This is a genomic window from Pseudomonas sp. PDM22, from assembly GCF_014851965.1.
Lineage (GTDB): Bacteria > Pseudomonadota > Gammaproteobacteria > Pseudomonadales > Pseudomonadaceae > Pseudomonas.
The window spans coordinates 777,317-797,706 of the sequence record NZ_JACVAR010000003.1; the positions used below are offsets into that span (position 1 = coordinate 777,317).

Here is a 20,390-nt window from a genome sequence, read left to right on the forward strand (position 1 = left end):
GGCGATCAGGCCTCGCGCGCGCCGGGGATCGCCAGCAACTCGGTGATGCCGGCATCGAGGGTCTCGATCAGGCGATCCACGTCGGCGGCGGTGGTGTCCGGGCAGCACAGGGTCATGTTGTGGAACGGCGTGATCAGGATGCCGCGGTTGATCAGGTACAGGTGCAGGGCCATCTGCAGCTCGTCGTGGAAGGCCGCTTCGGCCTCGGCGCCGGTGCGCGGGGAGACGGGGCAGAACTGGAACTCGCTGCGTGCGCCCAGCTCGGTCACCGACCACTTCAGGCCGTGCTTGGCGATCAGTCGGCGGAAGCCATCGGCCAGGCGCTTGGCCAGCGGCAGCATGTGGTCATAGGCCGCCTGGGTCATCACCTGTTCCAGGTTGGCGCGCATGCAGTGCATGGCCAGGGCATTGGCCGAGAGCGTGGTGCCCATGCCGCTGTGGCCGTGGCCATGGCTGTCTTCCTGGGCACTCTTGCGCGACGCGGCCATGCGTTCGGCCATCTCCGCGCTGCAGCCGAAGATGCCGCAGGGGACGCCGCCGGCGATCGGCTTGCCGACCACGAAGAAGTCCGGGTCGAGGTTCCACAGCTTCGTGCAGCCACCGATGTTGGTGGAGATGGTGTGGGTTTCGTCGATGATCAGCAGCGCGCCGTACTGGCGGGTCAGCTCGCGGCACTTCTGCATGAAGCCCGGGTCGGGCAGGACCATGCCGATGTTGGTCATCGCCGGCTCGCACAGCAGGGCGCAGACGTCACCCTGGGCCAGCGCGGCTTCCAGCGCCTCGACGTCGTTGAAGGGGATGGAGCGGCTGTGCTGGGTCAGGTCGTAGGCCTGGCCGACCAGGCCGGAGCGGTGCACGGTCTCGCCGTCGCGGTAGCGCACCATCACATCGTCGACGGTGCCGTGGTAGCAGCCATCGAACACCAGCAGGGTCTTGCGCTTGGTCACCGCACGGGCCCAGCGCAGCACGTAGCGGTTGGAGTCGGTGGCGGTGGCGGTCACCTGCCAGTAGGGCAGGCCGAAGCGCGCGGCGAGCAGTTCGCCGCAGACCACGGCGTCCTCGCCGGGCAACATGGTGGTCAGGCCGCGTGCGCCTTGTTCGGCGAGGGCGCGGGCGATCGGCGCCGGCGAATGGCCGAACATGCTGCCGGTATCGCCCAGGCAGAAGTCCACGTAGTCATGGCCGTCCACATCGTAGAAGCGGGCGCCCTGGGCGCGTTCGACGAACAGCGGGCAGGGCGTGGACCAGTCCGCCATCCAGTGCATCGGCACACCGGCGTACAGCGACTTGTGCGCACGCTCGGCAAGGGCGACGGACTTGGGATTCTGTTCCAGGAAGCGCTGGCGCTCGCGGGCGGTGAAGAGATCCACGGCCTGTTGGGCGATTCCGCTGGCGGTCATGTTGCACACCTCGTTTGTTATTTCGCACATATTCCATTTGTGATCACAAAAATGTCAATACAGCGCGTCGGCTGCCTGATAATCTGCCCTGTAACGAATTCTGTGATCACAGATCAAGAAGATGCCCATGAAAGATGTCACGAATGAGTCCGCCTGGGCTGGCCAGGTCGCCCTGATCAGCGGTGCCGGCAGCGAGTCCGGCATCGGCTTCGCCAGTGCCCGCCGGCTGGCGCGCAACGGCGTGAAGCTGCTGCTCACAGCCAGCAGCGAGCGCGTTCTGCTGCGTGCGCAGGAGCTTTGCGCCGAGGGCTTCGAAGCCCGCGCGCTGCCCGCCGACCTGACCCGCGAAGGCGACGTCCGCGCCCTGGCCGAGTGGGCGCAGGGGCAATGGGGAAGCGTAGACGTGCTGGTGAACAACGCCGGCATGGCCATGCAGGGCAGCCCGGAACCCTTCGCCGAACTGGCGGCGATGGACCTGGCGACCTGGAACCTGTCGCTGGCGCGCAACCTGACCAGCGCCTTCCTGCTCACCCGCGCGCTGCTGCCGGGGATGCTGGAGCGCGGCTACGGGCGCATCGTCAATGTCAGCTCCACCACCGGCGTGCGTGCCAGCAATCCGGGCGAATCGGCCTACAGCGCGGCCAAGGCCGGGATGCTCGGCATGAGCATGGGGCTGGCGCTGGAAGTGGCGCGTCGCGGGGTGACGGTGAACAGCGTGGCGCCGGGCTGGATCGCCACCGGCTCCAGCAGCGAGGAAGAAATCCAGGCCGGACGGCGCACGCCGCTCGGCCGTTCCGGGCGACCGGAAGAGGTGGCGGCCGCCATCGCCTTCCTGGCCTCGCCCGAAGCCAGCTACATCACCGGCGAAGTGCTGGTGGTGGATGGCGGCAACTGTCTGATCGAGAACAAGGGATAAGCGAGATGAAGCACGACTGCAGCCTGACCTTCGCCCAACTGCCGGCGCCGCCGGCCGGCCGGGAGTGAATCACGATGGCCGACAACCTTCAGGAACAGCTGTACCAGAACCTGCGCCAGGCCTTGCTGAGCGGGCGCTTCCAACCCGGCGAGCGGCTCAAGATCCGCGACCTGGCCGATGAGTGGGGCACCAGCCCGATGCCGGTGCGCGCGGCCCTGCAACGGCTGGTGGCCGAGGGCGCTCTGGAGGGCGAGCCGCAGCGCTCGCTACGGGTGCCGGTGATGACCCGCGAGCGCTACCTGCAGATCCTGCAGGTGCGGCAATCCCTGGAGGGGCTGGCGGTGGAAGACGCGGCCAGGCACCTGAAGCCCGCCGACATGGCGGTACTGCGCGATTGCACCGAGCGCATGGAAATCGCGCTGAACGCCCGCGACGTCCACGGCTACCTGGAGGCCAACAGCCGGTTCCACCTGACGCTCTACCGTGCCTGCGGCAATCCCACGCTGCTGCGCATGATCGAGGCGCTGTGGCTGCAGGTCGGGCCCTTCTTCAACCGGTTGTTCACCGAGGCCGACCTGTCGCTGCGCCTGAACGACTTCCACGAAGACACCCTGCAGGCGCTGGAGCGTGGCGATGGCGCAGGCGCGCGCAAAGCCATCGAACAGGACCTGGGCTACTGCGGCCAGTACCTGCTCAACCTGCTTGAGCTGGAAAGCGGGGGAAGGCTCGGGGCGCGCTAGGGCGCCCTTCACGGGGTCTTGATGAAGCGGACGTTGTCCTTCTTGATCAGGATCGTCTCGCCGTTGAGCTGTTCGAATTCGTAGTAGTCATTGTATTTGTCGTAGTCGGAGTGATCCTTCACCAGGATTTCGCTGCCATCCTGCAGCGTCACCACGGCCTTGTCGGCGCATCCGGCGAGGCCGAGCAGCAACAGGCAGGTGAACAAGGCTTTCAACTTCATAGTTTCTCCACGGGGCATCGTACCCGCCCGGGCAGCAAGGGCTGGAGGTACGCTGGGTTGCCTGTGTGACCATGGAAGTTTCAGGAAATTCCGACACCGGGCTTCAAGTATCGAGCCATACGTCGCGTGCCCAGGTCCAGACGGAGTCCCAGGTTTCCTCGGTGAGCTCGCCGTCGGCCCAGAGGATCACCTCGCCGTCCTCGGCGACCGCGTAGTAGTCGTCACCATCGGCGCAGAGCGGAATCAGCTCGCGCGGCAGGCCGCTGGCCCAGGCTACGGCGGCCACTTCCGGCAGGTAGGTGTGGGACTGCGGATCGGCCACGGTGACCGGCTCCAGGCGCCCGTAGATCACATCGCTGACCAGCAGGAGGAACTCACGGAATTCCGACGGAATGCCGATCAGCAGGGCTTCTTCGATCTCCACGAGCAGTTCTTCGTCGGGCAGTTCCAGCGGTACCGGAACCGGCTCGTTCGCTTCACGCAGTTTCTCGATCACATCTTCCACAGGCGGGGCCTCTTTGAATTCGACGAATGGCGCGCTTTATACAGTAGTAGCCGGCCATTCGCGCAAGACCACTGTGCCGGTGCCGTCCGGACGAGCGGCGGGCCCGCGGGGAGTGCCGCGCCGGATTGCCGAGGCGGGCGACGGAAACGAAAAAGCCCGGCAATCGCCGGGCTTTTTCAGTGTTGCGCGCAGGATCAGTTCTGACGGATACCCGCCACCAGCCAGGGCTGGTTCTCGCCCTGCGGGCGCTCCATGCGCCAGCTTTCGCTGAAGGGCTCGCCCTGGTCGAAGCGCGAGGACTTCGACACGCCGCTGAAGGTCAGGGTGGCGATGGTCTTCTCGGCCTGGTCGTCCACGCCCTCGAGCTGCACGTCGAGGTTGTCGATGTAGGTGGACTGGTAGCCCTCGCCCAGGTCAGCACGCTCCTGCTTGAGGAACTGCAGCATCTGCGGGGTGACGAACTCGGCGATCTTGTCCATCTCGTTGGCGTCCCAGTGCTGCTGCAGGGACATGAAGTGCTCGCGGGCGGCGGCGACGAAACGGGTCTCGTCGAACCAGCTCGGCGCGTTGATCACCGGGCGGCTGTCCATCACCGGACGGGACGCACCACCGAAGATCGACGGCGGGGCGGCCGGCATTTCACGCTGCATCGGCGCATGTCCACCGGCCATGGCGGGCTGGTTGCCCTGCTGCTGGCGGCGACGGGAGGCGATGAAGCGGAAGGCGATGAAGGCGATCAGCGCGATGATCAGGATGTCGAGGAACTGCATGCCCTGGAAGCCGTCGCCCATGAACATGGAGGCGAGCAGGCCACCGGCGGCGAGGCCGGCCAGCGGGCCGAGCCAGCGCGAAGCGCCGCTCTTGGCGGCGGCGCCGGCAGCGCCTGCGGCAGCACCGGTTGCGGCAGGACCTGCGGCAGTCGGGGAATTCGGCGCGGCATTGGGTTGCGCCTGGCGGGTCTGGTGGCTTGGCGCCGAGCCCATGCTCTTGCCACCACCGAAACGCTTGGCGGCGTTGACGTCGAGGCTGAGCGTCACGGCGACACAGAAAGCCATGGCAAGGCTGAGAAAGCGCTTCATGGTTGTCATTCTCTTGGTTGGTATACGACGCACGTCATGTTGCCGGTGGGTGCCCTTGAGGGCCAGCCGGATTTTGTTTCGTGCTGTTGCCCTGCGTGGGCTCGCCCCCTGATATGGGGTCTGATGAATCCCTTTCCAAATCAGTCTGTTACTGATTCTTTCAGAGCCGCCTGTCGGAGGACTCGGATGGTAGGCTTCGCTGAGCGAGGCCGTCAGCCGCGCGATCCCCCTGACCAGCCCGCCGCGAGGACCGCCGACCATGCATGCCATCGACTTCATCCAGGACCTCGCGGTGATCATGCTGATCGCCGGTTTCGTCACCATTCTCTGCCACCGCTTCAAGCAGCCGGTGGTGCTGGGCTACATCATCGCCGGGGTGATCATCGGCCCGCACACCCCGCCGTTCGCCCTGGTGCACGATGAGGAAACGATCAAGACCCTCGCCGAGCTGGGGGTGATCTTCCTGATGTTCTGCCTGGGACTGGAGTTTTCCCTGCGCAAGCTGTTCCAGGTCGGCGCCACGGCGTTCATCGCCGCGTTCCTGGAAATCACCCTGATGATCTGGGCCGGCTTCGAGATCGGCCGCCTGTTCGACTGGAGCACCATGGATTCGCTGTTCCTCGGCGCGATCCTGGCGATGTCCTCCACCACCATCATCATCAAGGTCCTGGGCGACCTGAAGATGAAGAACGAGCGCTTCGCCCAGCTGATCTTCGGCGTGCTGATCATCGAGGACATCCTCGGCATCGGCATTATCGCGCTGTTCTCCGGCATCGCCGTAAGCGGCACGGTGGAGGCCGATCAGGTGTTTTCCACGGTCGGCAAGCTCAGCCTGTTCATGGTCGTCGCGCTGGTCGTCGGCATCCTGCTGGTGCCGCGTCTGCTGGCCTACGTGGCGAAGTTCGAAAGCAACGAGATGCTGCTGGTGACGGTGCTGGGCCTGTGCTTCGGCTTCTGCCTGCTGGTGGTGAAGCTGGAGTACAGCATGATCCTGGGCGCCTTCCTGATCGGCGCGATCATGGCCGAGTCGCGCCAGCTGATCCAGATCGAACGCCTGATGGAGCCGGTGCGCGACATGTTCAGCGCGATCTTCTTCGTCGCCATCGGCCTGACCATCGACCCCAAGGTACTGGTGGACTACGCCGCGCCGATCCTGGTGATCACCCTGGTGGTGGTTGCCGGCAAGCTGGTGTCCTGCGGTGCTGGCGCCTTCATCGCCGGCAACGACGGGCGCACCTCGATGCGCGTGGGCATGGGCCTTTCGCAGATCGGCGAGTTCTCCTTCATCATCGCCGCGCTGGGCATGAGCCTGGGCGTGACCAGCGACTTCCTCTATCCGGTGGTGGTCGGCGTGTCGGCCATCACCACGCTGCTGACGCCCTACCTGATCCGCTCGGCCGACCCGCTGGCGCTGTACCTGGGCCGCAGCCTGCCATCGCCCATGGTGCGCGTGTTCAGCCTGTACGGTGAATGGCTGCGCAGCATCAAGCCACGCGGCGACAAGGCGATCCTCGCCGGGATGATCCGCCGCATCCTGCTGCAGGTCGGGGTCAACCTGACCCTGGTGATCGCGATCTTCTTCGGCCTGGCGTTCTTCGCCGATCGCCTGTCGCAGTGGCTGGCTCAGTTCGTCGAGCACGAGGCGCTGCACAAGGCGCTGATCTGGGGTGCCGCGCTGCTGCTGTCACTGCCGTTCCTGATCGCCGCCTACCGCAAGCTCAAGGCGCTGGCGATGCTGCTGGCGGAGATGGGCGTGAAGGCGGAGAGCGCCGGGCGCCACACGGCCCGCGTGCGCCGGGTGATTTCCGAGCTGATCCCGCTGCTGTCGCTGGGCGGCATGATGCTGCTGCTGGCGGCGCTCAGTTCGAGCATCCTGCCGCCGGGCGAGCTGCTGGTGGTGGTGGCGCTGATCGCAGCCCTGGTGATCGCGGTGTTCTGGCGCTGGTTCATCCGCGTGCATTCGCGGATGCAGGTGGCGCTGATCGAGACGTTCGAGCAGAACGGCGGCGGGCATCACTGAGGCCTCGCCATTCCCTGCAGGAGCGGGCCATGCCCGCGATCGCGCCCATGGGGCGCCCCTACAGGTTGGCCGTGATCAGATCGCTTCCAGCTTCGCGTAACCCATCATCAGCCACTTGCTGCCCTCGCTGTCGAAGTTCACCTGCACCCGTGCCTGGGCGCCGGAGCCTTCGAAGTTGAGGATCACGCCGTCGCCGAACAGCGGGTGGCGCACGGACTGGCCCAGGCTGAAGGGGGTGTCCGGTACGCTGGCGCCGCTGAACAGGTTGCCGCTGCGCTGGTTGCCCGACAGCGGACGGCTCACCGAGTTGGACAGGCGCACTTCCTGGATCAGGCTCGGCGGGATTTCGCGCACGAAGCGCGAGACCTTGTTGTAGGTCTCGCTGCCGTACAGGCGGCGGGTTTCCGCGTAGGTCATGACCAGGCGGTGCATGGCGCGGGTGATGCCGACGTAGGCCAGGCGGCGCTCTTCTTCCAGGCGACCGGGCTCTTCCAGGCTCATCTTGTGCGGGAACAGGCCTTCTTCCACGCCGGCGAGGAACACCAGCGGGAATTCCAGGCCCTTGGCGCTGTGCAGCGTCATCAGCTGCACGCTGTCCTCGAAGGCATCGGCCTGGGTGTCGCCGGACTCCAGCGCGGTGTGGTCGAGGAAGGCCACCAGCGGCGGGGTGTCCTCGTCGTCCGGGGTCTCGAAGGCGCGGGCGGCGCTGACCAGTTCTTCCAGGTTTTCCACCCGGGCCTGGCCTTTCTCGCCCTTCTCTTCCTTGTGGTAGGTGATCAGGCCGGACTGCTCGATGACGATCTGGGTCATCTGGTGCAGCGGCAGGCCCTCGACCTTCACCGCCAGCAGGTCGACGGTTTCCAGGAACACATTGAGCGCACTGGCGGCGCGGCCGGCCACGGCCTTGGCGGCGATCACGTCGTTGATCGCACGCCACATCGAGGTGCCGTTGTGGCGTGCGGCGTTGCGGATCGCCTCGACGGTCTTCTCGCCGATGCCGCGTGGCGGCACGTTGATCACCCGCTCCAGCGCGGCGTCGTCGTCGCGCAGGCGGATCAGGCGCAGGTAGGCCAGGGCGTTCTTGATCTCGGCACGCTCGAAGAAGCGCTGGCCGCCGTAGATGCGGTAGGGAATCTTCTCGCGCAGCAGCGCCTCTTCCAGCACGCGGGACTGGGCGTTGGAGCGGTAGAGGATGGCGATGTCGCTGCGCTTGAGGCCGTCCTTGCGCAGGGCGTCCTCGATGGTCTCGACGATGTAGCGCGCCTCGTCGTGCTCGTTGAAGCCCGAGTACAGGGTGATCGGGTCGCCGTCGACGCCGTCGGTCCACAGCTCCTTGCCCAGGCGTCCGCTGTTGTTGGCGATCAGCGCGTTGGCGGCCTTGAGGATGGTGCCGGTGGAGCGGTAGTTCTGCTCCAGGCGGATGTCCTCGGTGCCGGCGAAGTCATCGCCGAACTGCTGGATGTTCTCGATCTTCGCGCCGCGCCAACCGTAGATCGACTGGTCGTCGTCGCCCACCACCATCAGGCTCTCGCCGCCCTTGCCGAGGAAGCGCAGCCAGGCGTACTGCACAGCGTTGGTGTCCTGGAACTCGTCCACCAGGATGTGGCGGAAGCGCCGCTGGTAGTGCTCCAGCAGACTCGGGCGGTCGCGCCAGAGGTCCAGCGAGCGCAGCAGCAGCTCGGCGAAGTCGACGACGCCGGCGCGGGCGCAGGCCTCTTCGTAGGCCTGGTAGACGCTGACCATGGTCGCCAGGTACAGGTCGCCGCCGGCCTGGATGTTCTGCGGGCGGTTGCCCTCGTCCTTCTGGCCGTTGATGAACCACTGCGCCTGGCGCGGCGGCCAGCGCTGCTCGTCGAGGCCCAGCTCGCGCACCACGCGCTTGACCAGACGCAGCTGGTCGTCGCTGTCGAGGATCTGGAAGTTCTCCGGCAACCCGGCTTCCTGCCAGTGCGCGCGCAGTAGGCGGTGCGCCAGGCCATGGAAGGTGCCGACCCACATGCCGGCCGGGTTGATCCCCAGCAGCTGCTCGATCCGCGCGCGCATCTCGGCGGCGGCCTTGTTGGTGAAGGTCACGGCCAGGATGCTGTGCGGCGAGGCGTTCTCGACCTGGATCAGCCAGGCGATACGGTGCACCAGCACGCGGGTCTTGCCGGACCCGGCGCCAGCGAGCACGCGCTGGCGCCCCAGCGGCGCGGCCACGGCCTGGCGCTGCGGGTCATTGAGGGAGTTGAGCAGGTAGGAGATGTCATCGTTCATGGGGCGGCATTCTACCGACGGGCGGTTTTCCCCGGCAAACCCGCCCGCCGTCCGGCGTCTTCCCGACGAAAGTTGGGCGGGCACGCAGCCAATTGCCATCATCCTGCTTGGGTGGGGCTACCTCCTCGGGTATGCTCCGCCGACGCCTAGGCCTGACACCTACAAGAAAAACGCCTATGACCGCTTATGTAGAGCCTTCGGCGATCCCGGTGAGCCATGCCGAGATCCGCCAGCAGTACGCTCACGAAATTGCCGTCGAACGCACGCGCCTGCTCTATCAGGGCTCGCGGGTGCCGACCCTGCTCATGCTGCTCAACGGCCTGGCCTGCGCTGGCTTGCTGTGGGATTACGTGAAGCCGGGCCTGCTCGCCGGCTGGCTGGTGTGGCTGGTGCTGCTGGCCGTGCTGCGCCTGATCCAGGTATCCGCCTTCAACGCCGCTTCCGCCGAGCGCCAAGCCAGCCCGCACTGGCAGCGCACCTTCCTGTTCGGCGCCGGTGCGTCGGGGCTGACCCTCGCCTTCGCCGCCATCGCCCTGGTGCCGCCGGACGCCTTCCTCCAGCAATCCCTGGTCTTCGGCCTGATCGCCGCGGCCATTCTCTCCGCCAGCGTCGCCTACGCGGTCAGCCTGCCGGCCTTCCTCACCTTTGCCTTGCCCTGCCTGTTCCCCTCCATTGCCTATTTATTGATCAGCGATAACCCGCTGCAGCAAGGCTGGGGCGTGCTCGGGGTGATCCTGCTGGCCGCGCTGCTGGTGGTGGCCTGGCAGATCCACCGGGTGGTGCATGTCGGCCTGCTGCGACGTTTCCAGGCCCAGGCGCTGGTGGCGCACCTGGAGCGCGCCAAGGCGCAGACCGAGGCGCTGAACCAGGACCTGGAGCGCGAAGTCGAGCAGCGTCGTCGCGCCGAACGTGAACTCTGCCGCGCCCGCGATGCCCTGCAGGAGCGGGTCGAGGCGGGCAGCGCCCAGCTCAGTCATACCGAGGCGCGCCTGGCTCTGGCACTGGAAGCCAGCGAGCTGGGCCTGTGGGACTGGAACCTGCTGACCGACGAAGTGCACCACTCGCACCTGGAAGAAATCTTCGGGCTGACCCAGGCGGCGGTGAAGAGCGTACGCAACGACCTGCGCCCGCGCCTGCACCCCGATGACCTGCCGCTGCTGCGCCGCGCGCTGGTCGAGCACCTCAAGGGCCGCACCGACGGCTACCGCATCGAATACCGCGTGCGCCACGCCGCGGGCCACTGGGTCTGGGTGGAAGACCGTGGTCGGGTGATGGAGCGCGACGGCCGCGGGCAGGTCACGCGGATGGTCGGCACCCGCGCCGACATCTCCACGCGCAAGCTGCGCGAGGAAGAACAACGCCTGGCCGCCACGGTGTTCGAGGCCGCCAGCGAAGGCATCATCATCCTCGACCCGGATTACCGGCTGATCGCCCTCAACGAAGCCTTCACCCGCCTCACCGGCTACCGCCGCGAAGAAGTGCTGGGGCACAACGTCGCGCGCCTGATGGGATCGTCGGAGGCGCTGCGGCGCTACCAGTCGATCCGTACCGAACTGGAGCGCCAGGGCACCTGGCAGGGCGAGCTGATCGAGACGCGCAAGAACGGCGAGCTGTACCCGCAGTGGCTGCAACTGAACGTGGTGCGCGACGGCCGCGGGCAGGTCGCCCATGTGGTCGGCTTCTTCGCCGACCTCACCGCCCGCCGCGACGCCGAGGAGCGCCTGCGCTACCTGTCGCACTACGACGAACTCACCGGGCTGGCCAACCGCACGCTGTTCAAGGAGCGCCTGCACGAGGCCAGCCAGCGCGCGCGCCAGGAAGGCCGCACGGCGGCGCTGCTGCTGATCGACCTGGACCGCTTCAAGTTGCTCAACGACAGCCTCGGCCACGAAGTCGCCGACCAGTTGCTGCGGCAGATGTCGCGGCGCATGACCCAGACCGTGCCCGAGGCCGACACCATCGCCCGGCTTTCCGGCGACGAGTTCGCCGTACTGATCGACTCCTACGCCAGCCTCGCCGCGCTGGCGCGGCTGTCCAGCCGCCTGCTGGCCAAGCTGCGCACGCCGATGACCGTGGGCGGCCACGAACTGGTGATCAGCGCCTCGGTGGGCATCAGCCTGCTGCCGGAAAACGCCTGGGAAATCTCCGCGCTGATGAGCCAGGCGAACATGGCCATGCAGCACGCCAAGCACCTGGGCGGGAACACCTTCCAGTTCTTCACCGACAACCTGCAGGCCTGCACCCTGGAGCGCCTGCAGCTGGAAACCCGCCTGCGCAAGGCCATCGACGAAGGCCAACTGGACGTTCACTACCAGCCCAAGCTGAACCTCGCCAACGAGCGCCTGGACAGCGCCGAGGCGCTGGTGCGCTGGCGCCACCCGGAGATGGGCATGGTACCGCCCAGCGATTTCATCGGTCTGGCCGAGGAAACCGGGCTGATCGGTGCCATCGGCGAGTTCGTCCTGCGCCGCGCCTGCCGGCAGGCGCGCGCCTGGCAGCTCCAGGGCCGCGAGTTGCGGGTGTCGGTCAACCTCTCGGTACACCAGTTGCGCACCGGCAACCTGGTCGACCTGGTGCGCACCGTGCTGGAGGATACCGGCCTGCCGTCCCACCTGCTGGAGCTGGAGCTCACCGAAAGCCAGCTGCTGGACAACGTCGAGAGCGTCACCACGACCTTCCAGCAACTGCGCGAGATGGGCGTGAAGCTGGCCATCGACGACTTCGGTACCGGTTACTCCTCGCTCAGCTACCTGAAACGCTTCCCGGTGGACTACGTGAAGATCGACCAGACCTTCATCCGCGACCTGTCCGAGCGCGGCGAAGACGCGGCCATCACCCGCGCGATCATCGCCATGGCGCACAGCCTGGAACTGAAGGTGGTGGCCGAAGGCGTCGAGCAGGCCGAGCAGCTGCGCTTCCTGCGCGCCCATGGTTGCGACGAGATTCAGGGCTACCTGATCAGCCAGCCGGTGCCGGCGGATGCCTGCCTGGCGCTGCTGGAGAGAAGCGACCGGCTGGGTCAGTGATGCTGGTGGTCGCCTGAAACACCCTGCAGCACGCTCTGGTCGATCTCGCTGAAACGCAGCACCCGACCACCCTCGGCATTGGCCATGCGTTCCGCGTCTGCGAGTTCGGAGAATGACGCGAGGGTGGCGCCCATGGCGCCGGGACGCTTCACCCCGACCACGTAGAAGGCGCTGGTGGCGTCGATCAGGTGGCGGTCGTCGGGATGGTTCCAGTCGCTGCGGGCCATGTCATGCACATACAGGCGCGCGCCGCTGTGTTGGTTTTCCGGCTGCAGCCACCAGCCCAGCAACTCGGCGGTGGAACAGAACTTGTGTACGGCTCCGGGGGCCACGGCTTCACCCTTGGGACCGGCGAAGTCGCTGATGACCATACCGCAGACGTGGCATTCCTCACCGTTCTGGAAGGGCACAGGGCCCAGGTTGGCACTTTGTTGGGCAGCATCGTCGCAGCCGCCGAGCAGCAAGCTGAAGAACCCGGCGGCGAGGCCGAGGCGAAGGGGACGGGACAGCAGCATGGGGGCTCCTTGAGTCAGATCGGGCGTCGGCGGAACAGCGCATAGGCCAGCGCGAGCGCGGCCAGGGTCCAGGCGCTCAGCGCCAGCCAGAGGCCGGCGACGGGAACGGCGAGGTCGCGGCCGAGGGTCAGTACGCCGCCCAGCTCGGAACCGAAGTCAGGCAGGTTGATCAGCCGGTACAGGTCGGTGGGGTTGAGCAACAGCAGCCAGGGCAGCAGGTTGGCGCTGAGCTGGCCCTTGCCTATCACCAGCAGGGCGAGCAGGGCCAGGTCGAACAGCAGTACGAAGAAGAACCACACACCCAGCGCCAGGCCGGCGGCGGTGGATTTTTCGCTGACCCGCGCGCTCAGCGCGTAGGCCATCGCCAGGAAGGTCCAGCCCAGCAGGCAGGACGACAGGATGAAGCGGGCGAACGAGCCCAGCAGTTGCCCCAGCGGGATACCCGGCACCAGCAGGCCAATGGCCAGGGCGGCAGCGGAGAAGCCCAGCAGCGTGGCGAGGCCGAGAATCAGGCCGTGGCCAAGAAACTTGCCGATCAGCAGCTGCCCGCGCCCCAGCGGGTAGGTCAGCAGGAGCAACAGGGTGCCGCCTTCCTCCTCGCCGACGATGGCGTCGTAGGCCAGCAACAGGGCAATCAGCGGCATCAGGAAGGTAGCGAGGCTGGTCAGGCTGGCCAGGGTTGCCGGTAGCGAGGTGAAGCCTACCTGGCCACTGGCGGCGGCACCGAGCCAGGCGATGCCGACCGCCAGCAGGGCGAACAGCAGGCTGATGGCGAGCAACCAGCGATTGCGCAGGCCGTCTGCCAGTTCCTTGCGCGCGATGTTCCAGATCGGGTTCATGCCGTGGCTCCCGCGTGCGCGCTCTGCATATGGTGGCGATAGAGGTCCTCCAGCGATGGAGGCAGCACTTCGAGCTCCTGCGCCTGCTCGGCGAGCAGCACGCTGAGCACTTCGTGCTGGCGCCCTTCATCGACCCGTAGCTCCAGGCGTCGGCCATCCAGGGCGGCGACTTCATGGCCGACGGTGCGCCAGTGTTGCGGCCAGTCGCTGTCGGGTTTACCTGCGTAGCGGATACGTACCGGCAGGCCGGCGTCCCGGCGCAGGTCGGCAAGACTGCCGGCGGTGAGCAGGCGGCCCTTGGCCAGGATCGCGGCGCGGTCGATATGCGATTCCACGCCGGGCAGTACGTGAGAGCAGAGGATGATCCCGGTGCCCTGTGCGCGCAGGCGGTCCAGCCATTGGTAGAGCTCGATGGTGGCCAACGGATCGAGGCCGACGGTGGGCTCGTCGAGCAACAGCAGTTGTGGCTCGCCGAGCAGCGCCTGGGCCAGCCCGAGGCGCTGGCGCATGCCCTTGGAGTAGGTTTTCACCCGGCGCTGCGCGGCGTGGCTGAGGCCGACCTGTTCGAGCAACTCGTCCACTTCGGCAGGCCGCGCGCCCTTGAGCCGGGCGAAGTGCTGCAGGGTTTCGCGGCCGGTCAGCTGTGGATAGAAGGTCACGTTTTCCGGCAGGAAGCCGATGCGCCGGCGCACCGCCGCATCGCCCGGCGACTGGCCGAAGACTCGCACCGAGCCTTGTGTCGGGCGCAGCAGGCCGAGGATCAGCTTGATCGTGGTGGTCTTGCCGGCGCCGTTATGTCCAAGCAGGCCGAGGACTTCCCCGGCCCCCAGTTGCAGATCGAGCCCATGCAGGGCAGTGAAGCCGCCGTAGTCCAGGGTTGCGTCACGGATTTCCACGGGGTTCATGGTTGCGGCTCCAGGTCAGCGGCTCGCATCAGCGGGAAGCTGTCGCGCACGCCGGGTGGACGGGTGACGGGAAAGGCGCGCTGGACCCAGCGCAGCAATTCGATGGCGGGGCTGGTCATCAGCAGTTGCACCTGTGGGTACAGCCAGAGCAACTGGTCGACCTTGTCGTTGGGCTCGTAGGCGACGTCGCCGATGCCGTCGGCGTTGCGGTCCCAGCCCAGGTAGTCGCTCCAGTAGTTGCCGCGCCCGTCGGCGGACCATTCCTGGGTCCGGCTGGCGACGTACTTGACCTGCTGGCGGTTGCCGATGAAGGCGTTGCCACTGATGCGGTTGTCTTCGGAGCCGGCGGTCAGGTGGATGCCCAGGGCGCTGCTTTCGAAGCGGTTGTCCTCGATGCGGTTGAACAGTGAGTTGTAGATGAACAGGGCCTTGCCCTCGGCGCCTGCAATCATCGCGTCGCCGCCGCCATCGCCGCTGCGCACGGCTTCGACGCGGTTGCCGGTGAGGGTGGAGTAGGTGATGTAGTTCATCAGGATGCCGTAGTTCTGGTCGTCCACCGAGCGGTTGCCGACCACGGTGAGCTTGCGGCTCTGCATCAGCGCATAGCCGGTGCGCGTGTGCCGGGTGGTGTTGCCGATGACGCGGCTGTTGTGGGTGAACATGTAGTGCACGCCGTAGCGCAGGTCCTCGAAGAGGTTGTCTTCGATGCTGCTGTCGTTGGAGGTGTCGATGTAGACGCCGTCGCGGGTCTGGCGCACCTGGTTGCCGCGCACCAGGGCGTTCTTCACCGCATAGAGGTGGATGCCGTTGCCGCGGTCCTGGGAGCGAACGCTGGGGTCGCCCTGGATGCGGTTGTCGAGCACCTGCACGTCAGCCGTCGCGTCGAGCCAGATGCCAAAGCTGGCGCCCTGCAGGTCATTGCCGCGCACCACGGTGCCGTGGGCGGCCTTGTCGATGAATATCGCCGCGTCCATGGCGGTCAGGTCGCGGCCCCAGTTGCGCAGCGCGCAGCCCTCGATGACGACGCCGGGCACCCGCACGTGCAACGTGCTGCCGGTCCCTTCTCCGTCGAACAGGGCGCCAGGCGCGCAGCGCAGGTGCAGCGGATGGTCGATGGTGAAGTTGCCGCTGTACGTACCGGCCGGCAGCGTGCGGATGTCGCCGTCGCCCTGCAGGGGCAACTGGTCGATGGCTTGCGGTTGTGCCTGGACGCTTGCCGCGAGCAGCAGCGACAGGGCAAGGTCGGGCCGGGTGAGTCCCATGCAACACCTTCTCGTCGATACCCCGCCGGCGCTTGCCGGCGGGGCCAGGGGCCTGCTCGTCAGGCTTTTTCCACCAGCATGCGGCCGACCATTTCCATGTGCAGCGCATGGCAGAACCAGCTGCAGTAGTACCAGTGCAGGCCGGGCTTGTCGGCGGTGAAGGTGATGGAGGAGGTCTGTTGCGGGCTGATCTCCATGCTCACGCCGTGGTTGACCACGACGAAGCCGTGGGTGACGTCCTCGATCTCGTCCAGGTTGGTGATGGTGACGGTGACTTCATCGCCCTGTTTCACGGTGAACTCGGTAAGACCGTAGGCGGGCGCGGAAGAGGTCATGTAGACGCGGACCTTCTTGCCGTCGCGGATGACCTTGTTGTCCTGCATCAGGTCGATGCCGTCGCGCTTGGCGATGGCCACGGTCTCGGCGAAGAACGGGTCCTTGCGGTCCCAGATCTTGCGGGTCTTGATCTGGTCGCGGCGGGCGAGGATGCAGTCATGCGGCTCGGCGAAGGTGGGGCCGTCGTGCACCAGCTTCATCTCGTCGCCGGAGATGTCGATCAGCTGGTCGTTCTCCGGGTGCAGCGGGCCGGTGGGCAGGAAGCGGTCCTTGGAGAACTTGCTGAGCACGATGATCCACTTGCCGTCGGCCTCCTTGGTCTCGGTCAGCGTCGCGTGGTTGTGGCCTGGCTGGTAGTGCACGTCGAGCTTCTGGCGGATGTAGTCGACCTTCTCGCCCTTGTAGGCGCGAATTGCGTCGGCGATGTTCCATTTCACCAGCTGGCTGTCGATGAACAGCGTGGTATAGGCGTTGCCGCGGCCGTCGAAGGTGGTGTGCAGCGGGCCCAGGCCCAGCTCCGGTTCGCCGACGATGACGTCGCGCGGGTCCTTGAGCTTGCCGGAGAACAGGTCGGGCAGCTTGTCGATGGCGATGATGCTGCAGGTGGGGGAGAGCTTGCCGTTGGCGATGAAGTACTTGCCGTCCGGCGAGGTATTGAGGCCGTGGGGGTTCTTCGGCACCGGGATGTAGCGGGTGACGACGCTGTCCTTGCCGTCCTTCTTGCGCCCGTCGACCACCGGCACCTTGCTGTCGCCCAGGGTGATGAAGCGTTTGGCCTTGATCTCCTTCTCGATCGCCGGGACGTCGAACACCACCACCCAGTCGCGCTCGTTGCGCATCATGCCGGCCAGATCGGTGGCCTTCTCCGAGTTGTAGCAGGTGGCGGCCGTGAAGCGGCCGGTGTAGTCCATGTCGCTGTTGTCGAGGTTGCCGTCGACGATGACCTGCCAGGCCACTTCCATGGTCTCGGCATCCAGCGCGTTGTACATGGTGAAGGCGTTGTCGCCGGTGATGTCGAAGCTCGTCCCGTCATTGGGGTGGGGGATGATGAACTCGGCGTTGCAGAACACGTACTGGGTGTGCGGCACCTTCTGCAGGCGCAGGCCGTGGATGGCCTGGACGTTGGGAATGGTGGTGATGCGGTCGCACTTCATGATGTCCAGGCGGATGCGCGCGACGCGGCTGTTGGCCTTGTCGTTGATGAACAGGTACTTGCCGTCGTACTTGCCGTCGGTCATCGAGATATGCGGGTGGTGGCAGTCGCCGTTCTGGAAATGCGCGCTGTCGCCGAGGACGCGTTTGCTCTCGTTGGTCAGGCCCCAGCCGGTGGCCGAGTCGACGTTGAACACCGGGATGCGCATCAGCTCGCGCATCGATGGGATGCCCATCACGCGAACCTCGCCCTGGTGGCCGCCGCTCCAGAAGCCGTAGTACTCGTCCAGCTCACCGGGGGCGATGTGGATCTTGTCCTGGGCCGACTTGACCGCGTCGGCCCAGGCCTCGCGAGAGGTGAACGCGCCCATCGAGCCCGCGGTCACCAGCGCCGCTGCGCCGGTGACCGCGGAGGCACCGAGGAAGCCCCGCCGGCTGAGCCCGGCGATCTCGTCGTGCTGCTGTTTCTTGTCAGTCATTTCCTGCTCCTTCCTGAAGGCAAATGGTCAGATCTGTTGCACTGCAATCAACTGGTCGTCGTCGCTGGCAGTTGCCCGCTTGCCGCGCTTCTTGCGCTTGTTCACCAGCGGCGGGCACTTGTTCTCGTTGTGGTAGGTCATCTGGCAGTCGAGGCAGTAGTGGCACTCGTTGGCGTTGATCCTTCCATCGGGGTGGATGGCCTGGATCTCGCATTCCTTGGCGCACAGCTGGCAGGGCTGGCCGCACTCCTTGCGCCGCTTTAGCCAGTCGAACAGGCGGGCCTTGCCGGGGATCGCCAGCGCCGCGCCGAGCGGGCAGACGTAGCGGCAATAGACCTTGCGGGTGAACAGGTTGAGGACCAGCAGCAACACCACGTAGGCGACGAACCACCACTGGCGGTCGAAGTGCAGGGTGATGGCGGTCTTGAAGGGCTCGACCTCGGCGAAGCGCTCGGCGGTGGAGAGCGACTCCAGGGATAGGCCGAACAGCACCAGCAGGACGATGTACTTGATCGCCCAGAGCCGCTCGTGGACGGCGAAGGGCAGCTCGTACTGCGGCACCTTGAGCTTGCGCGCGGCCTCGTTGAGCAGCTCCTGCAGGGCGCCGAAGGGGCACAGCCAGCCGCAGAACACGCCGCGGCCCCAGAGCAGGATGCTGGCGGCGGTGAAGGTCCAGAGGATGAACAGCACCGGGTCGATGAGGAACAGTTCCCAGCGGAAGCCTTCGAACAACGCGTGGACGAAGGTCAGCACGTTGACCACCGACAGCTGCCCCAGGCAGTACCAGCCAATGTAGGTCAGGGTGAACAACAGGTAACCCCGGCGCAGCCAGTGCAGCAGTTGCGGACGGCGGGTCAGGGTGTCCTGCAGGAACAGGATCACCGCGAGCAGCCCCAGGGCACTGAGCAGCACGCCGATCTGGAAGCTCTTCTGGTACCAGACGCGCAACCACATCGGCCGCTTGGCATCGGCCAGCGCCTCCAGTTCCGCAGCGGTCGGTTGTGGCCGGTCGAGGTAGCCTTCGGGCGTCTGGTAGCCCAGGTCGAAGGTGGTGAAGAGGCTGTCCACCGGGCCGGTCTGGCGCCGCACCAGCAGTTCCAGGTCCCACGGGGTGCCGGGGTCGAAACGCTGCGCGGCGCGGACGATGAAGATCGCCATCTCGACGAAGTGCGGCATGCCCTCGGCATAGGTATCCGACAGGCGCTGGTAGTCGAGGTCGCGGAAGCTGAGGATGTCGCCGAACTGGCGGATCTGCACCCGGTCGAAGATGCCGCCGCGCACATAACCCGAGCCCTTGAACGAGTACTCGCCGCTGCCCATTACCACCACGGCGTATTCGTTCGGCTTCAGGGAGTCCATCAGCTCGCGGTACTGCCTGTCGCCGAGCAGGTTTCGGCCGACATTGGGCGGGTTCAGCAGGGCGGTATAGAGGTCTATGAAAGTGTCTTCGCGCTGCTGCGCATCGCGGGCCTGGTCGACCTTCTCCGCGGCGGTGCCCTTGAAGGCATCATCGATCTGCCCGCGGGTCAGTTTCAGCTGGCGGATCGCGCCATTGCCCAGCAGCTCGCTCCAGCTCGCCGGCTGGTAGGCGTCGGCGCGGACGATGGCGGGCTTGGGCCGCACCTGTCCGTCGTCCTTGATCAGCTTGAGCGACACCGCCACGGTACGGGCGGCGCGCATGACGATCTCGTTGACCACCATGACCGTCACGGTGGCGCCGGCGACGGCATCCACGGTGACCGTCTGCGGATCGCCGGAGCGGCCCACGGCGACCCGCTGGTCGGCGCGCAGCCCGGAGTAGCCGGCGGTGAAGGCGTGAAGTTTCTCTTCGGGAATGCCGATCAGCAGGATCGGCTCATGGTGTTCGAGGACGTAGCTGTCGCGGATCACCGCCTGCGGATCGAGGATCACCTGGAGGTTGATCGGCTTGCCCGAATACGCGGGCATGCGGGTGACGCGGATGCTCTGGAAGGCATAGCCCAGCAACTTGTCGCCGTGGGACAGGCGCCGCACGCCGTACTCGCCTTCGGGTTCGCCGATATGATCGGCCTGGGGAAACACCTGCTGGATGCGCGTCCGCTCCAGATCACTGAGCTCCGCACCCTGGACCACCAGGCCGGCCATCAGCAACAGACAGCCGACCAGGAGCCTGAACCACTCGCGAACGCCCACCATGAGGCCTCCTTCCTCCATGCCCGAACGGGCAGAACTGCGTCAGAAGGCGGTGGGCGCCCATCTCACGCGGCAGGTCACTTCAGGGTGACGATCCACTCGGCCAGGGTCTTGGCTTCTTCCGGGCTCACGGCGTTGGCTGGCATCGGAATCGGGCCCCAGTTGCCCTTGCTGCCGGTCTTGATGCTGTTGGTGATGTGGGCGACACCATCGGCCTGCGGGCCGTACTTGGCGGCGACGTCATGGAAGGCGGGGCCGACGAGCTTCTTGTCGACCGAGTGGCAGGCCACGCAGGCCTTCGCCTTGAACAGCTCCTCGCCGGTGCTGGCCATCGCGGTTGTCTGGACCAGCAGGCCGCCGAACAGCAGGGCTACCAGGGCTTTGTTCATGAACGTCTCTCCTCACAGGCTTGGCGCTTCGAGGCGCCGATCGTTTTCGCCGGCTTCCCGCCCGGCGTCTGTGGCGATTCTAGGAGCGGCCCATGCGGCTTCCGCTTGATGCCAATCAAGAACTTCCGGCGACGTGCTTGAGGCAATCCGTCGCGCTGGATAGCTTGCTACCCGAAAC

16 protein-coding genes are annotated in these 20,390 nt (G+C 66.4%); 4 read left to right on the forward strand and 12 right to left on the reverse strand.

The features are described 5' to 3' along the window. Positions 1–5 precede the first annotated feature (5 nt). Complete coding sequence (locus IB255_RS14500) at positions 6–1,400, reverse strand: aspartate aminotransferase family protein (protein ID WP_081519071.1); 1,395 nt, start codon at positions 1,398–1,400, stop codon at positions 6–8. Positions 1,401–1,527: 127 nt separating this feature from the next. Between IB255_RS14500 and IB255_RS14505 the strand changes: the two genes are divergently transcribed. Together IB255_RS14505 and IB255_RS14510 are read left to right on the forward strand one after the other, a co-directional pair. Then, positions 1,528–2,316, forward strand: a complete 789-nt coding sequence (locus IB255_RS14505) for an SDR family NAD(P)-dependent oxidoreductase (RefSeq protein WP_081519072.1) — start codon at positions 1,528–1,530, stop codon at positions 2,314–2,316. 74 nt (positions 2,317–2,390) lie between these two features. Then, a complete protein-coding gene (locus IB255_RS14510; protein WP_081519073.1) occupies positions 2,391–3,056 on the forward strand; it encodes a GntR family transcriptional regulator in 666 nt (221 codons plus the stop codon). An 8-nt stretch (positions 3,057–3,064) separates the two neighbouring features. On the opposite strand, the gene IB255_RS14515 is transcribed toward IB255_RS14510, so the two are convergent. The 3 genes from IB255_RS14515 to IB255_RS14525 all read right to left on the reverse strand — a co-directional run bounded on the left by IB255_RS14515 (position 3,065) and on the right by IB255_RS14525 (position 4,861). After that, on the reverse strand, positions 3,065–3,277 hold the full coding sequence (locus IB255_RS14515) for a YgdI/YgdR family lipoprotein (RefSeq protein WP_017521498.1): 213 nt from the start codon (positions 3,275–3,277) through the stop codon (positions 3,065–3,067). Positions 3,278–3,380: 103 nt separating this feature from the next. After that, positions 3,381–3,782, reverse strand: a complete 402-nt coding sequence (locus IB255_RS14520) for an SMI1/KNR4 family protein (RefSeq protein ID WP_081519074.1) — start codon at positions 3,780–3,782, stop codon at positions 3,381–3,383. Between the two features lie 194 nt (positions 3,783–3,976). Next, the gene (locus IB255_RS14525; RefSeq protein WP_138213587.1) at positions 3,977–4,861 is read right to left on the reverse strand and encodes a Tim44 domain-containing protein; all 885 of its coding nucleotides are present in this window, start codon (positions 4,859–4,861) and stop codon (positions 3,977–3,979) included. Positions 4,862–5,120: 259 nt separating this feature from the next. Here IB255_RS14525 and IB255_RS14530 point away from each other — a divergent pair, with 259 nt between their 5' ends. Continuing rightward, on the forward strand, positions 5,121–6,881 hold the full coding sequence (locus IB255_RS14530; protein WP_081519076.1) for a cation:proton antiporter: 1,761 nt from the start codon (positions 5,121–5,123) through the stop codon (positions 6,879–6,881). Between the two features lie 75 nt (positions 6,882–6,956). On the opposite strand, the gene uvrD is transcribed toward IB255_RS14530, so the two are convergent. Beyond that, complete coding sequence (gene uvrD / locus IB255_RS14535; protein WP_081519077.1) at positions 6,957–9,137, reverse strand: DNA helicase II; 2,181 nt, start codon at positions 9,135–9,137, stop codon at positions 6,957–6,959. A 176-nt stretch (positions 9,138–9,313) separates the two neighbouring features. Here uvrD and IB255_RS14540 point away from each other — a divergent pair, with 176 nt between their 5' ends. Next, complete coding sequence (locus IB255_RS14540) at positions 9,314–12,163, forward strand: EAL domain-containing protein (protein ID WP_081519078.1); 2,850 nt, start codon at positions 9,314–9,316, stop codon at positions 12,161–12,163. Here IB255_RS14540 and IB255_RS14545 read toward each other — a convergent pair. The 7 genes from IB255_RS14545 to IB255_RS14575 all read right to left on the reverse strand — a co-directional run bounded on the left by IB255_RS14545 (position 12,157) and on the right by IB255_RS14575 (position 20,212). Further along, positions 12,157–12,678 (reverse strand): nitrous oxide reductase accessory protein NosL, encoded by a 522-nt coding sequence (locus IB255_RS14545; protein WP_081519079.1) that lies wholly within the window; start codon positions 12,676–12,678, stop codon positions 12,157–12,159. The genes IB255_RS14540 and IB255_RS14545 overlap by 7 nt on opposite strands. A gap of 14 nt (positions 12,679–12,692) precedes the next feature. Next, a complete protein-coding gene (locus IB255_RS14550; protein WP_081519080.1) occupies positions 12,693–13,517 on the reverse strand; it encodes an ABC transporter permease in 825 nt (274 codons plus the stop codon). Further along, on the reverse strand, positions 13,514–14,422 hold the full coding sequence (locus IB255_RS14555; protein WP_081519081.1) for an ATP-binding cassette domain-containing protein: 909 nt from the start codon (positions 14,420–14,422) through the stop codon (positions 13,514–13,516). The genes IB255_RS14550 and IB255_RS14555 overlap by 4 nt, the downstream gene beginning before the upstream one ends. Next, entirely contained in the window at positions 14,419–15,684 is a 1,266-nt protein-coding gene (locus IB255_RS14560; RefSeq protein ID WP_081519082.1) for a nitrous oxide reductase family maturation protein NosD, read from the reverse strand. Before IB255_RS14560 ends, IB255_RS14555 begins: the two co-directional genes overlap by 4 nt. A 59-nt stretch (positions 15,685–15,743) precedes the next feature. Continuing rightward, positions 15,744–17,651, reverse strand: a complete 1,908-nt coding sequence (gene nosZ, locus IB255_RS14565; protein ID WP_081519083.1) for a TAT-dependent nitrous-oxide reductase — start codon at positions 17,649–17,651, stop codon at positions 15,744–15,746. Between the two features lie 27 nt (positions 17,652–17,678). Next, positions 17,679–19,826 carry a transcriptional regulator NosR gene (gene nosR / locus IB255_RS14570; protein ID WP_081519084.1) on the reverse strand — a complete coding sequence of 716 codons (2,148 nt, stop codon included), beginning with the start codon at positions 19,824–19,826 and terminating at the stop codon, positions 17,679–17,681. Positions 19,827–19,900: 74 nt separating this feature from the next. Next, entirely contained in the window at positions 19,901–20,212 is a 312-nt protein-coding gene (locus IB255_RS14575; RefSeq protein WP_054910310.1) for a c-type cytochrome, read from the reverse strand. Positions 20,213–20,390 lie beyond the last annotated feature (178 nt).

What these genes read in the sequence shown, in the direction of transcription:
- IB255_RS14510 (WP_081519073.1), top strand. Translation starts at nt 2,391, where the DNA reads ATGGCCGACAACCTTCAGGAACAGCTGTACCAGAACCTGCGCCAGGCC.
- IB255_RS14555 (WP_081519081.1), bottom strand. Translation starts at nt 14,422, where the DNA reads ATGAACCCCGTGGAAATCCGTGACGCAACCCTGGACTACGGCGGCTTC.
- IB255_RS14525 (WP_138213587.1), bottom strand. Translation starts at nt 4,861, where the DNA reads ATGAAGCGCTTTCTCAGCCTTGCCATGGCTTTCTGTGTCGCCGTGACG.
- IB255_RS14545 (WP_081519079.1), bottom strand. Translation starts at nt 12,678, where the DNA reads ATGCTGCTGTCCCGTCCCCTTCGCCTCGGCCTCGCCGCCGGGTTCTTC.
- IB255_RS14560 (WP_081519082.1), bottom strand. Translation starts at nt 15,684, where the DNA reads ATGGGACTCACCCGGCCCGACCTTGCCCTGTCGCTGCTGCTCGCGGCA.
- IB255_RS14550 (WP_081519080.1), bottom strand. Translation starts at nt 13,517, where the DNA reads ATGAACCCGATCTGGAACATCGCGCGCAAGGAACTGGCAGACGGCCTG.
- nosR (WP_081519084.1), bottom strand. Translation starts at nt 19,826, where the DNA reads ATGGTGGGCGTTCGCGAGTGGTTCAGGCTCCTGGTCGGCTGTCTGTTG.
- uvrD (WP_081519077.1), bottom strand. Translation starts at nt 9,137, where the DNA reads ATGAACGATGACATCTCCTACCTGCTCAACTCCCTCAATGACCCGCAG.
- IB255_RS14500 (WP_081519071.1), bottom strand. Translation starts at nt 1,400, where the DNA reads ATGACCGCCAGCGGAATCGCCCAACAGGCCGTGGATCTCTTCACCGCC.
- nosZ (WP_081519083.1), bottom strand. Translation starts at nt 17,651, where the DNA reads ATGACTGACAAGAAACAGCAGCACGACGAGATCGCCGGGCTCAGCCGG.
- IB255_RS14505 (WP_081519072.1), top strand. Translation starts at nt 1,528, where the DNA reads ATGAAAGATGTCACGAATGAGTCCGCCTGGGCTGGCCAGGTCGCCCTG.
- IB255_RS14515 (WP_017521498.1), bottom strand. Translation starts at nt 3,277, where the DNA reads ATGAAGTTGAAAGCCTTGTTCACCTGCCTGTTGCTGCTCGGCCTCGCC.
- IB255_RS14575 (WP_054910310.1), bottom strand. Translation starts at nt 20,212, where the DNA reads ATGAACAAAGCCCTGGTAGCCCTGCTGTTCGGCGGCCTGCTGGTCCAG.
- IB255_RS14540 (WP_081519078.1), top strand. Translation starts at nt 9,314, where the DNA reads ATGACCGCTTATGTAGAGCCTTCGGCGATCCCGGTGAGCCATGCCGAG.
- IB255_RS14530 (WP_081519076.1), top strand. Translation starts at nt 5,121, where the DNA reads ATGCATGCCATCGACTTCATCCAGGACCTCGCGGTGATCATGCTGATC.